Below are 12,909 nucleotides of genomic sequence, written 5' to 3' on the forward strand. Positions count from 1 at the left end.
ACCAGGGGAAGACGGCGGCGGAAGACGATGCCCGGCCGGGCGCCGCGGGGAAGTGTGGGAGGCGCGCGAATCTCGCGCATTCCCCTTGCCCAGTGGCGTCTGGAGTGATCAACAGGTGGCGACATTTCTTTACCGGATCGGACGGTGGGCCTTCAGGCGGCGCCGGCTCGTGGGTGGTCTGTGGCTGGGTGCCCTGGTGCTGGCCATCGCCGCCGCCATGGCGCCGGCCGGGGAGGAAGAGGACCTCTCCATGCCCGGTACCGAGTCACAGAAGGCGTTCGACCTGCTCGACGAGCGCTTCCCCCAGAGCAACTCCCAGGGTGCCGAGGCCCGCTTGGTGTTCCAGGCCCCGGACGGGCAGCAGGTGACGGCCAGCCAGAACAAGGCGGCCGTCGAGGACACGCTCGGATCGCTGGACGGGGGCGATCAGGTCGCGTCGACCACCGACCCCTATGAGACCGGCGCCGTCAGCGAGGACGGCACCATCGCCTACTCCACGATCACCTACACCGAGTCAGCCGTCGACCTGACCGAGCCGACGAAGAGCGCCCTCGAAGACGCCGCGAACCAGGCCCGGGACGCGGGGCTGACCGTGGAGATCGGCGGCTCGGCCCTGGAAACGGAGGAGGAACCGGGCGGTACGACGGAGCTGATCGGCGTGGCGGTGGCCGCGCTGGTGCTGATCCTCGCCCTCGGGTCGGTGGTCGCGGCCGGACTGTCGCTGCTGACCGCGATCGTCGGCGTGGTCATCTCCTTCGGCCTGATCACCGCGCTGGCCGTGCCGCTGGGCCTGACGTCCACCGTCGGCATCCTGGCCCTGATGCTGGGCCTCGCGGTCGGCATCGACTACGCACTCTTCATCACCTCCCGTTTCCGCGACGAACTCGCCCAGGGCAGCGAGCCGGAGGAGGCCGCCGGACGGGCGGTGGGCACGGCCGGATCCGCCGTCGTCTTCGCCGGCGCGACCGTCTTCATCGCCCTGGTCGGGCTGGGGGTCGTCGGAATCCCCGAACTCACCAGGATCGGCATGGGCGGCGCGGGCGCCGTTGCCCTTGCCGTACTGGTCGCACTGACTCTGGTCCCCGCGCTGTTCGGCTTCTTCGGCAGCCGGCGGATACTGACCCGCAAGGTCCGCAAGGTCCGCAAGGTCCGCGAAGCCACCCGGCCGGGAAGCGAGTGCCCGCACCGGGCGCCCGTCGCGACCGGCCGGCCCGGGCTCGGCACCCGCTGGGCGCGGTTCGTGCTGCGCCGGCCGGTGCCCGTACTGATGATCGCCGGACTCGGTCTCGGCGCCGTCGCCCTACCGGCGCTGAGCCTCGAACTCGGGCTGCCCGGAGACGAGACCAAGTCGACGCAGACCACCGAGCGCCGCGCCTACGACCTGCTGTCGGAAGGCTTCGGCCCCGGCTTCAACGGCCCGTTGACCGTGGTCGTGGACACACCGGAGTCCGGGGACACCCGGGCCGCCACGGACCAGGTCGTCCAGACCGTACGGGGCCTGGACGGGGTCGCGTCGGTCGGTGATCCGGTGCTCAGCCAGAGCGAGGACACGGCCGTCCTCACCGCCGTCCCGGAGACCGCGCCGACCAGCGGTGAGACCAAGGACCTGGTGAACGAGATCCGGGGCGCGGTCTCCGGCGTCGAGGCCGACACGGGCGCCGCCGTCCTGGTGACCGGTGCCACCGCGATGAACATCGACATCTCCGAAGCCATGTCCGACGCCCTCATCCCCTACCTGTCCGTGGTCATCGGCCTGGCGGTGCTCCTGCTGATGGTGGTCTTCCGTTCGGTCCTGGTGCCGGTCAAGGCCGCGCTCGGCTTCCTGCTGTCGGTGGGTGCCGCCTTCGGGGTCCTCGTCGCCGTCTTCCAGTGGGGCTGGGGGGCAGACCTGATCGGCATCGAGACGACCGGACCGGTCATGTCGCTGATGCCGATCCTCATCATCGGAATCGTGTTCGGTCTCGCCATGGACTACGAGGTCTTCCTCCTCAGCCGGATGCGGGAGGCCTACGTCCATGGCGCCTCGCCCGGCGAGGCAGTCGTGGGCGGCTTCCGGCACAGCGGACGTGTGGTGGCCGCGGCGGCGATCATCATGGTCAGCGTGTTCGCCGGATTCATCGGGATACACATGCCGACCATCCAGACGATGGGCGTCGGCCTGGCCGCCGCAGTCGCCTTCGACGCCTTCGTGGTCCGGATGGCGATCGTGCCCGCGGTCCTGGCACTGCTGGGCCACCGGGCCTGGTGGCTGCCTCGTATCCTGAACCGTGTGCTGCCGAACGTGGATATCGAGGGCGAGGAACTGAGCAGGCGTGTCCCGGCCTCCGCGACCGTGCCGGACGCGGCGGTGCGGCCGCTCCCCGTCGGCCGGCACCGGCACTGAGCCATGACGAACATGGGTGGCGGTGGCCCGCGACCACGCGGCACGTGGTCGCGGGAGGCAGCGATCACGGCGACGGCGTTCGCGCTCTGTCTGCTCGGCGGGGTGATACAGGTCGACGACACGCTGTCGGCGCCGCCGGCCGCCGCCTACTTCATCGCCGTGGTGTCCTGCGCCGTGCTGCCGGTGCGGCACCGGGCGCCCCTGGCCGCCCTGGCGGCCACGACCGCGGTCGGCGTGCTGGTGCAGCCCCTGGGCCTCCTGCTGAGCCCGCCCATCGTGGCCCCCGCCCTGATCACCGCCTTCTCCTACTCGCTCGCCGCGCGCACCGAACGGCGCGCCGCGAGCGCGGTGTCGCTCAGCGCCGCGGTGCTGCTGGTCGCCTCCACCCCCTTGTCCGGGGACCTCTCGTGGAAGGACGCGAGCAGGATGGCAGCGGTGGCGGCGTTCTCGCTGGTGGCCGGCGTACTCGGTTACTCGGTGCGGAACCGACGGGCCTACCTGGCGGCCGTGGAGGAGCGGGCCCGGCGGGCCGAGGAGAGCCGGGACAGCGAGGCGCGCCGGAGAGTGGCCGAGGAACGGGTGCGCATCGCCCGGGAACTGCACGACCTGGTGGCCCATCAGATCACCCTGGCCAACGCGCAGGCCACGGTCGCCGCCCACCTCTTCGACGCCCGCCCGGAGCAGACCCGCAAGAGCCTGAAGGAGCTCGTCGAGACCACCGGCGACGCGCTCGACGACCTGCGGGCCACGGTCGGTCTGCTGCGTCAGTCCGGGGACGCGCCCGCGCCCGCCGAACCGGCGCCCGGCCTTTCCGTGCTTCCCGCACTCCTCAAGTCCTTCCGCCGCGCGGGGCTGGAGGTGTCGGTGCACCAGGAGGGCACGGCCAGGCCGCTGCCGCCGGGAGTGGACCTCACCGCCTACCGCATCGTCCAGGAGGCCCTGACCAACGTGACCAAGCACGCCCGTACTGACAGCGCCCGGGTGCGCCTCGCCTGGAACCGCGATCGCGTGACCATCACCGTCGCCGACGACGGAGGGGGCGGAGGGGGCGCTCGTACGGCGCCGACCGCGTCCACGGGACCGAGAGGGTCCACGGCGGGGGACCGTCCGCCCGGTTACGGTCTGATCGGGATGCGGGAACGTGCCACCGCGGTCGGGGGACACCTCTTGGCGGGCAGGCGCCCGGGGGGCGGCTTCCTCGTCTCCGCCCAGCTGCCCCTCCCGCCCGTCAAGGACACGGCACGGAACACTGACGGAGCGACAGGCGACATAGAGGCCGGTGATGCGCCATGACGCTCCGGGTGCTGCTCGCCGACGATCAGGCCCTGCTGCGCGGTGCCTTCCGGCTGCTTCTCGACTCCGCCGACGACATCACCGTGGTCGGCGAGGCCGCCGACGGCAGGGAGGCGGTGAGGCTCACCCGGCAGCTGCGCCCGGACGTGGTGATCATGGACATCCGTATGCCCGAGGTGGACGGTCTCACCGCCACGTCCGAGATCTGCGCGGACCCGGAACTGCGTGCCAGCCGCATCCTGATCCTCACCACGTACGAGACCGACGAGTACGTCGCTCAGGCGCTGCGCGCGGGGGCCGGCGGCTTCATCGGCAAGGGCATCGGGGCCGAGGACCTGCTGGACGCCGTGCGTACGATCGCCGACGGCAACACCCTGCTGTCCCCCGCCGCGACCCGCTCCCTGGTCGCCCGTTTCCTGGCCACACCGGACAACGCCCCGCCGCACCAAACCGAACAGCTCGCCGCGCTCACCCCGCGCGAACGGGAGATGGTGGCGCTGGTCGCGACCGGCCTGTCCAACCAGGAGATCGCCGAGCGGATGTACCTCAGCCCCTTCACCGTCCGCGCCCACGTGCAGCGCGCCATGACGAAGCTGGAGGCCCGCGACCGGGCGCAACTCGTCGTCATCGCCTACCGGACGGGCCTGGCCCACGCCACCCCCGACGGCGGCACCGACCGCCTGCCGTAGTCCGAGGACGCGATGCGCCTCAGGCCGCGTCGAGTTCGCCGAGCAGGGCGAGGGTCAGGGCATCGACCGGGCGGGGGTCGGTCGTGGTCGCCTCACTGGCGGTGTTCACCATCATCACCACCGCCGTCATGCTCCGTCTGCTCAACGCCGCGCAGGTGCTGAATCCGCCGGTGCCGCCGTTGTGCCAGGTCGCGGTCCGGCCGCTGGGCAGTGGGCTGAGGTGCCAGCCGAGACCGAGCCGCAGATTCCGGTCGACAGTGAAGTGGGGTCGCTGGGTCAGTTCGATCGCGTCCCGCAACGGCGAACGATCGGGGCGTAGTTGCGCGCCCAGGAAGCGCACCATGTCGTCGGCGGTGCTGTACATCGAGGTGCCCGCGGAGCTGAGAACGTGGTCGTGCCAGTCGGGAACGGGCCGGCCCTCGAGATGGCCGACGGCCTTGCGGGAGGCCATGTCCGGCCTCAGGGCGGTCGTCGTGTCGGGCATGCGCAGCGGCGCTGTCACGCGGCGCCGCAGCATCGCGTCCACGTCGTCGAAGGCCAGCGCCTGGCCGAGCAGACCGACACCGAGATTCGAGTACGCGTAAGAGCTGCCGGGCTCGGCGCTCAGCGTTGTCTCCCGCAGGCCGGCGGCCAGGTCGTCCAGCGTGTAGTGCGCGTACGGGTCGTACGGATCCGCTTCCGCCAGGAGGTTCGGCGGCAGCGAGGGCAGACCGGAGGTGTGCGTCGCCAGGTCGGCCAGGGTGATCCGCCGAGGGCCCTCGCGCGGGACGGGGAACCCGGCGGGCAGAACGAGCGGTGCGTCGAGGCGGGTCTCGCCGGCCCGCACGGCGCGGGCGAGAGCGGTGGCGGTGAATGTCTTCGCGATCGAGCCGAGCTGGAACACGGTCCTGCCGTCCGGCGCCGACGCGCCCCGGCTTCCACTCGCGCCCGCGACGTAGCGTCGTGCACCGTGGATGACCCCGCACACCGCACTCGGGCTGCCCACGGCCAGGGCCCGGTCCAGACAGCGCCGCACCCGCGCCGGTAAGTCGTCGTCGGCCGCCACGGCGTTCCCGGCCGGCAGCGGCACACCGGCCGCCGCGGCCGTCGCCGCGGTGAGAAATGACCGTCGGTCCATGAACTACTCCTCTGTCGTTCGGTTCCCTGCCGGCACCACCGCGGACAACAGCACGAGCAGCGGCACGACTCTGCCCGCGGGCACCTGGTAGTGACCGCGCCCCTCGGCATGGAGCCAGCCGGCTGCTGTCAGCTGCTTGAGGTGGTGGTAGAGCTGACCGGTCGTATTGAGTCCGGCCGTCTCCTGCAACTCGGCCGCGGAACGGGTCCCTCGCAGTACCGCGCGCAGCAGGGTGAGCCGCACCGGGTGCCCCAACGCGGCGTATGGCGCGGCGTGTTCCGACCAGTCCGCTTCGAGCAGCCTCTCCGCCACCGCACCCTGCTGCCATTCGTAGTGTTCGCCCGTAGGCAGGTCCAACACGCCGGTGAACAGCACTTGCCCGTTCCCCGTGAGCCGCTGACGCAGGCCCTCGAGAGCCCAGAACGCCTCGCCCCGGGACACCTGCGACACGGGCTTGTGCGGTACGGACTCCAGCCGCGACACCCGTTCTTCGAGCGCGGCGATCCGCTCCTGGAGAGACTCAGCAGCCATGGCACGACATTACGTTATTCCGGAATAGCGGAGCAACCCTGAGCATCCCTGATGGGGGTGGTTTCTGGAGTATTTCTGGAGTATCAGGTCACGGCATCGGAGCGAATTCGGGCAGCGCAAGGGCCGAGTGGGCCGGTCGTGCTGTCGTGGAGGGCATGGTGTCGAGGTTGCGCAGCATGGTGTTGCGTTGTTCCAGGGCCCGCGTCGTGGTGGGGAAGAGCGTGGCCGCGCCGTTGTCGACCAGGGCCTGATTCATGGCTACGAACTCACGGACGTCGCGTTCGTAGGCGGCGAAGGCCGCGGTGTGGTCCCGGTTCGTGGCCAGGGCGCCCGCGAGCATGTAGGCGCCGACCAGCGCGAGGCTCGATCCTTGTCCGGTGAGGAACGAGGGCGCGTACGCGGCGTCGCCCACGAGCGCGACGCGGCCGCTGGACCAGTGGGGCATGCGGATCTGACCGGCCGTGTCGAAGAACAGGTCGTCCGCGTCGCGCATGGCGTCGACCAGGCCGGGGACCTCCCATCCCGCGCCTGCGAAGACCGTGGCGACCAGGTCTCGCTGGGCGTCGGGGTTCCGGAGGGCGTCGAACGGCGGTTCTGGTCGATGGAAGTTCAGGAAGGCGTGCAACTCGTCGTTGTCCCCGACCGCGTAGAGGGCTGCGGCTTTCCCGGGGGTGTTCCACATCACGAGCTCGTGGGAGAGCTCGAAAGTGTTCGGCAGGGTGAATATGGCGAAGCAGTAGCCGAGGTAGCGGTGGAACTGTTCTTCGGGGCCGAACAGGGACTCCCGGGTGTGTGAGTGCATACCGTCGGCGCCGACCACCAGGTCGAACGTGCGCCGTCGCCCACTGTGGAACGTGACGTCGACCCCTTGTCCGGACTGGTCGAGGGTGTCGATGGAGTCGCCGAACAGGAACTCCACGTCGTCGCGAACCAACGCGTAGAGGCTCGCGGCCAGATCCCCACGACGCACCTCGAGGTCCTGTCCCTCGACACTGCCGGCAACGGCGCTCGGGTTGACCGAGGCCACTTCACCGCCATCGGCGTTGAGGAAAGTGCAGCGACGCGAGTCGATGTGCGCGTCCCGCAGTCGCGGCAGTATCCCCATCCGCCGGACCACCTCAATCGCGGTGCCGCGGACGTCGATCGGGTAACCGCCGCCGCGCAGCGCGCCTGCCTTCTCCACCACGGTGACCGCGAATCCGGACCGGTGCAGCCAGTACGCCAGCGTGGGTCCGGAGATACTGGCCCCGGAGATCAGAACTTCGCGCTTCGCGCCGGTGGTACGCATGTCCCTCGACCGACCGGTGGACCTCATGCCTGGGCTTCCTTCTTCGTGATACGGACAACGAGCAGGGACAACGCGGCGACGACGCCGGCGACGGCGAAACCTGTGACGAAGGCCGCTTCGGTCGCCTGGCCCGACACCGGGTCGGCCCCGGCGTCGAGGATCGCGCCGCCGATCTGGGCGCCCAGGGCGACGCCGATCACGCGGGTCACCACGAGCAGGCTGGTGGCGATGCCGATGTCCTTGGTCTCGATGGCGGTGGCGGTGCCGGCGAGCAACGCCGTGGTACCGATGCCCGCGGCGAACGCGGTCAGCGCCTTCGCGAGGACGAGCTGCCATTCCGCGGAGTGCGCCGACGCCAGGGCGATCATCGTGGCCGCCGTGACGACGGTGCCCACGATGACCACGGCACGCGGACCGAAACGCCGCGCCGCGATCCCGCCGACCGAATCGCTCACCGAGCCGGCGATGGTGCCGGGCAACAGGAACAGTCCGATGTCGGTGGTGTCGGCTCCGAAGCCGTAGCCGTCGCCCGATATCCCGAACAGCTGCGGGAGCAGGAAGACCACCATCCCGGAACTGGTGGTGATGACGAAGGTGAACACGAACGCATTCCGCGTCGCAGGCTTTGCCAGCATGCGCAGATCGACCATCGGCGAGGCCGCCCGGCGCTCGACGACGACCCATCCGGTCACCAGGGCGGCCACGCCCACCGCGATGGCACCGACCGCGAGTGGCGGCAGGCCGCCGTCCCTCGTCACCGTCACGAGCCCGAGCATGAACGCGAGCAACGTGCCGCTCAGCAGCAGAACGCCAGGCCAGTCGATCCTGTTGTCCGGCTGGATCGGCGGATCATGCGGCATCAGCCGAGTCAGGACCAACGTCGTCGCGATGATCGCGGTCGTCGGTATCGCGAACATCCAATGCCAGGACATTCCCTCCGCGATCGGCCCCGCGAACAGCATCGCCACCACGGCGCCGCCCGTGAACAGCGCGACCACCAGCCCGATCGCCACCTGTGACTCTCGTGCCGAGAGGTGTTTGCGCACCAGGATGAAGGAGAGGGGCAGCGCACCCACCATGACGCCCTGCAATATCTGACCGAGCAACAACACCGGTAAATTCGGCGCCAGGCCGGCCAGCAGACCACCGGCCGAGACCACGGCCATCAGCCGGACCAGCACCCGCTTTCCGCCGTAGCGGTCGCCGAGTTTGCCCGCGACGGGTGTGACGACCGCGCCGGTGATGAGCAAGGTGTTGCCGATCAACGCACCTTCGGAAGGACTCACCCCCAGCTCACGTTGCAGCAGCGGGAGCGCGGGCTCCACCACGGACTGGAGGGTGCCGAGGGCGAGTGCCAGGATGCCGAGGGCGACGATCGACAGCCTCCCGATGCGGACCGGGGGAACCACGGCGGCGGGGGAAAACACAGCTTCGGACATGGACGTCCTTTTCACTCTCGTGGGCGAGGGGAATGCGCGAGATGCACGCGCCTTCAACCCTTCACCGCGGCGCCCCGCCGGGCATCGTCCGCTGCCGCCGTCTTCCCTTGGTGCGCCCGGACCAGCCCTCACCTGTCCTGGTGCCTACGCACTACAGGCCGGGTCGGGCGCGCGCACTTCACCTGGGACCCGGAGACCCGCACCTGCTGACCGGTGCTCAGCAGGTCCTACCAGGCCCTAGGTGTGCTGTTCGGTCAGGTCCTAGCCGACGACCGCCTCGTGGACCAGCCTCTTGAGGTCCGGGACGACCCCGAGGGAGCTCTTCGGCCGCACCTGGGTCATGAACTGCACCGTCACATCGCGGCTCGGGTCGACCCAGAACGTCGTCGTCGCCACTCCGCTCCAGCCGTACGTGCCCAGGCCCGAGGGGGCCTGCGTGCGGTCCGGGTCGATCACCACGGAGACGCCGAGGCCGAAGCCGACGCCGTCGTTGCCGGGTTCGTCGTGCGCGGGGCGGCTGCCGAAGGCGCGCAGGTCGGCGCCGCCGGGGAGGCGGTTGGTGGTCATGAGGTCCACGGTCTCCGGGGCCAGGAGGCGCGTCCCGTCGAGTTCGCCGCGGTGGCGCAGCAGCTCCATGAAGCGGTGGACGTCGTGCGCGGAGGCCACCATGCCGCCGCTGCCGGACAGGAAGCGGGGGCGGCCGTGCAGCGGGAGTCCGGGGATCGGCTCGATACCGCCGCCGTCGGCGTCGCCGTACAACTCGGCGAGTCGGCGGCCTTGTTCGTCGCTGACCTGGAAGCCGGCGTCGGTCATCCCGAGCGGGCGGAAGATCCGCTCGGCGAAGAACGTGTCGAGCGGCTGCCCGGACACCACCTCGATGATGCGGCCCAGCACATTCGAGGCGACCGAGTAGTTCCACTGCGTGCCTGGCTCGAACTGGAGCGGCAGGCTCGCGTACACGTCGGTCGTCTCGGCCAGGGTCGAGCCCGGTACCACCGACGACTCCAGGCGGGCGTCGCGGTAGAGGGCGTCGACCGGATGGGAGTGGTAGAAGCCGAAGGTCAGGCCCGCGGTGTGGGTCATCAGGTGCCGTACCCGTATGGGGCCCGCGGCCGGGCGGGTCACGGTGTCGGCGCCGGATCCGCTGACGTACACCCGGGGCTCGGCGAAGGCCGGAAGGTGCAGGTCGACCGGGTCGTCCAGCGACAGCCGGCCCTCCTCGACCAGGATCAGCGCGGCGACCGCGGTGACCGGCTTGGTCATGGAGTAGATCCGGAACAGTGTGTCGGCTTCGACGGGCAGCCCGGCCGCGATGTCGCGGTGGCCGTGCGTCGTGAGGTGGGCGACGCGTCCGCCGCGGGTGACGGCCACGAGGAAGCCGGGCAGGCGTTTCTCGTCGACGTAGTGGGCGACATGCTGGTCGAGGCGGTCCAGCGCCTTCGGATCCAGGCCGGCCTCACCTGGGTCCACCTCTTGTCGCAGCTGTGCCATCGCTTTCCTCCGTCACGTTGGGCGAGGTGCGCTCCGGCATACCCAGCAGGAACAACCTCAGACATCATCGTCGCGCAGGAACACGTGAACGGGTCCCCACTTCACCATGATCGTCGATCGGGGCGGGTCGTCCCGGCAGGGCACCGCCCGCCACCGCACCGGCCACGGCCACCGCGGCGAGGACCATGAGCGGCGGTACCCGGCCGCCGCCGGGCCCCATGAGTGTGCTCGCGGCGGCCACACCTACCGCCGGTCCCACGTTCATGGCGGTCTGCTGGAGCCCGCCCGCCACTCCGGCCGACTCCACGGCACTGTGCCGTACGACGACATGGGTCGCCGCCACCATCACCGTGCCGAACCCGGCCCCCAGCAGTCCGAACCCGGCACAGAGCGCGAGCGTGCCCGACGCCCGGGCGAGCACCAGGATCCCGAGGGCCAGGACGGCCATCGCCGCCATGGTCGTACGGCGGGCGCCGAGGCGGCGCAGCAGTACGGCGCAGCCGGGCGCGGCGAGCACCATCAGCACCGCCAACGGCAGGCTGTGCAGGGCGCTTTGGAAAGCGTCCAGACCGAGTGTGTACTGAAGCAGGTACGTGCCGACGAACAGCGTGCCCGCGAGCGCGGCCGAGGCGGCCACCAGGATGCCGAGCGCCGAGCCGACGGCCGCCGAGCCGACGACGTCCGGTGGGATCAGCGGGCTCGCGCTGCGGCGCTCGTGCCGGACGAAGGCGGCGGCCGCGACCAGCAGGAGGCCCGCCTCGGCCGCCGTCGTCGCGTCGGCGTCCGGCAGCGCGACGAGGACGTGGACGAGGCACGCCAGGCTCACCGCGAGCAGCAGAGCACCCGGCAGGTCCATGCCCGGACGGTCGGGCAGAGGCCGCCGCGGCTCCCGCACGGCCAGGGCGAGCCCGCCGAGGACGCCGGCGGGCACGACGCTGAGGAAGAACACCGCCCGCCAGCCCGGCCCGGCCACCAGCGCCCCGCCCACCAGGGGCCCGACGGCGGCCGCCACCCCGATGGCCGCCGTGCGTACGGCGATCGGCGCCCGCAGCCGCTCCGGCGGGAAGGCGGCGCGCAGCATCCCGAGCGTGGCGGGCTGCGACAGCGCGCCGAACACCCCCTGCACGACCCGCAGTCCGATCACCCAGCCCACACCGGACGCGAGCCCCACGCCCGCCGAAGCGGCCCCGAAGCCGAGCATCCCGACCGCGAACAGCCGCTGATGTCCGTAGCGGTCACCGAGCCGCCCGGCGAACACCAACAGGCTTGCCACCGCGACCAGATAGCCGGTGCTGGTCCACTGGACCTGTGCGAAGGAGGCGTCGAACTCCCGTTGCAGAGTGGGCTGCGCGACGGTGAGGACGGTGCCGTCCAGGGCGACGATCACGGCCCCGACCACGCTGCTCACGAGGGTGAGCCGGCGGCGGGCGGTCACGTCGCTCATACGGCGGTCTCCGGACCGAGATGCGCGTCCAGGGCGGCTCGCAGCAGTGGTGTGAAGTCGTCGGCACCGGTGGCGAGTTGGAGGCTGCCCCAGCCCCACAGCTGGGCGATGCCGTGCAGATTGGCCCACAACGCGCCCGCGACCGCCCGGGCGTCGACGTCGGGACGGACCCGGCCGACCAGGTCCACCAGTCGGTCGAAGAGCGGGAGGCTGGTGCCTCGCAGGCCCAAGTGCCCACTTTCCAGAATATCGTGACGGAACATCAGCTCGTACATGCCACGGTTGCCCAACGCGAACCCCAGGTAGCGGCGCCCGAGCGCCGTGAGCTGCGCGCGCGGGTCGGCCATGCCGTCGCCGGTCGCCTCCGTCACCCCCGCCGCCTCGGACGCCAGCTCCTCGAAGCCGCGGCGGGCGATGGCGGACAGCAGTTCCAGGTGGGTGGGGAAGTAGCGGCGCGGGGCCCCGTGGGAGACGCCGGCCCGGCGGGCGATCTCGCGCAGGGTGAGGGCCTGGGCGCCCTCGCGGGTGACCAGGTCGACGCCCACATCGACCAGGCGGGCGCGCAGGCCCGGCTCGGGTTCGTTCATAGACACTGTCTACCAGTGGGACGTAGACAGTGTCTACCGAGCCCTCGTCCTGGAGCTCGCCGGGAATGCGCGAGGCATCCCGGCCGGTTGATCGAGGCATGACCCATGACGCGACACAGGACGAGGACGCACTGCTCCGGCTGCTCTCCGAGAGCCACGGCGGGGTGCTGGTGACCCTCAAGCGCGACGGCCGGCCGCAGTTGTCCAACGTCAGCCACGCCTACTACCCGGACGAGCGGATCATCCGGGTCTCGATCACCGACGACCGCGCCAAGACCCGCAATCTGCGCCGCGACCCGCGGGCGTCGTACCACGTGACCAGCCCGGACCGGTGGGCGTACACGGTCGCCGAGGGCACGGCCGACCTCACGCCCGTGGCGCGGGATCCGCACGACGAGACGGTCGAGGAACTCGTCCGCCTCTACCGCGATGTCCAGGGCGAGCATCCGGACTGGGACGACTACCGGGCCGCGATGGTCCGCGACCGCCGGCTGGTGCTGCGGCTGAGGGTGGAGCGGGCCTACGGAATGCCCAAGAGGGCCTCTTGAGGAGGGCGGTTTCTAGGGGTCGTCGCAACACGTGGTCGGTTTGATCAGGCCGTGAGTAGTTTATGCAGGCGCTCGGCTGGGGTTTCCCAGCCGAGCGTT

11 protein-coding genes are annotated in these 12,909 nt (G+C 71.0%); 4 read left to right on the forward strand and 7 right to left on the reverse strand.

What is annotated here, in order from left to right; all coding sequences use genetic code 11:
- Positions 1-115: 115 nt before the first annotated feature.
- The 3 genes from AB0I77_RS17860 to AB0I77_RS17870 are packed head-to-tail and all read left to right on the forward strand — an operon-like array spanning position 116 to position 4,365.
- Complete coding sequence (locus AB0I77_RS17860) at positions 116-2,383, forward strand: MMPL family transporter (protein WP_363283500.1); 2,268 nt, start codon at positions 116-118, stop codon at positions 2,381-2,383.
- Positions 2,384-2,386: 3 nt separating this feature from the next.
- A complete protein-coding gene (locus AB0I77_RS17865) occupies positions 2,387-3,676 on the forward strand; it encodes a histidine kinase (RefSeq protein WP_363283501.1) in 1,290 nt (429 codons plus the stop codon).
- Complete coding sequence (locus AB0I77_RS17870) at positions 3,673-4,365, forward strand: response regulator transcription factor (RefSeq protein ID WP_363283502.1); 693 nt, start codon at positions 3,673-3,675, stop codon at positions 4,363-4,365. The genes AB0I77_RS17865 and AB0I77_RS17870 overlap by 4 nt, the downstream gene beginning before the upstream one ends.
- A 19-nt stretch (positions 4,366-4,384) precedes the next feature.
- Here the strand turns inward: AB0I77_RS17870 and AB0I77_RS17875 are convergent, their stop codons facing one another.
- The 7 genes from AB0I77_RS17875 to AB0I77_RS17905 all read right to left on the reverse strand — a co-directional run bounded on the left by AB0I77_RS17875 (position 4,385) and on the right by AB0I77_RS17905 (position 12,262).
- A complete protein-coding gene (locus tag AB0I77_RS17875) occupies positions 4,385-5,482 on the reverse strand; it encodes a serine hydrolase domain-containing protein (protein ID WP_363283503.1) in 1,098 nt (365 codons plus the stop codon).
- Between the two features lie 3 nt (positions 5,483-5,485).
- On the reverse strand, positions 5,486-6,013 hold the full coding sequence (locus tag AB0I77_RS17880; RefSeq protein WP_363283504.1) for a winged helix-turn-helix domain-containing protein: 528 nt from the start codon (positions 6,011-6,013) through the stop codon (positions 5,486-5,488).
- An 88-nt stretch (positions 6,014-6,101) separates the two neighbouring features.
- Positions 6,102-7,328 carry an FAD-dependent monooxygenase gene (locus AB0I77_RS17885; RefSeq protein ID WP_363283505.1) on the reverse strand — a complete coding sequence of 409 codons (1,227 nt, stop codon included), beginning with the start codon at positions 7,326-7,328 and terminating at the stop codon, positions 6,102-6,104.
- The gene (locus AB0I77_RS17890; protein ID WP_363283506.1) at positions 7,325-8,740 is read right to left on the reverse strand and encodes an MFS transporter; all 1,416 of its coding nucleotides are present in this window, start codon (positions 8,738-8,740) and stop codon (positions 7,325-7,327) included. Before AB0I77_RS17890 ends, AB0I77_RS17885 begins: the two co-directional genes overlap by 4 nt.
- A gap of 261 nt (positions 8,741-9,001) precedes the next feature.
- Positions 9,002-10,231: a serine hydrolase domain-containing protein gene (locus AB0I77_RS17895; protein ID WP_363283507.1), complete on the reverse strand. Its 1,230-nt coding sequence runs from the start codon at positions 10,229-10,231 to the stop codon at positions 9,002-9,004.
- A 64-nt stretch (positions 10,232-10,295) separates the two neighbouring features.
- Entirely contained in the window at positions 10,296-11,675 is a 1,380-nt protein-coding gene (locus AB0I77_RS17900) for an MFS transporter (RefSeq protein ID WP_363283508.1), read from the reverse strand.
- Positions 11,672-12,262, reverse strand: a complete 591-nt coding sequence (locus tag AB0I77_RS17905) for a TetR/AcrR family transcriptional regulator (RefSeq protein WP_363283509.1) — start codon at positions 12,260-12,262, stop codon at positions 11,672-11,674. The genes AB0I77_RS17900 and AB0I77_RS17905 overlap by 4 nt, the downstream gene beginning before the upstream one ends.
- A 98-nt stretch (positions 12,263-12,360) precedes the next feature.
- Here AB0I77_RS17905 and AB0I77_RS17910 point away from each other — a divergent pair, with 98 nt between their 5' ends.
- Complete coding sequence (locus AB0I77_RS17910) at positions 12,361-12,810, forward strand: PPOX class F420-dependent oxidoreductase (RefSeq protein WP_363283510.1); 450 nt, start codon at positions 12,361-12,363, stop codon at positions 12,808-12,810.
- Positions 12,811-12,909: the final 99 nt, after the last annotated feature.

Source organism: Streptomyces sp. NPDC050619 (assembly GCF_040654815.1).
Lineage (GTDB): Bacteria > Actinomycetota > Actinomycetes > Streptomycetales > Streptomycetaceae > Streptomyces.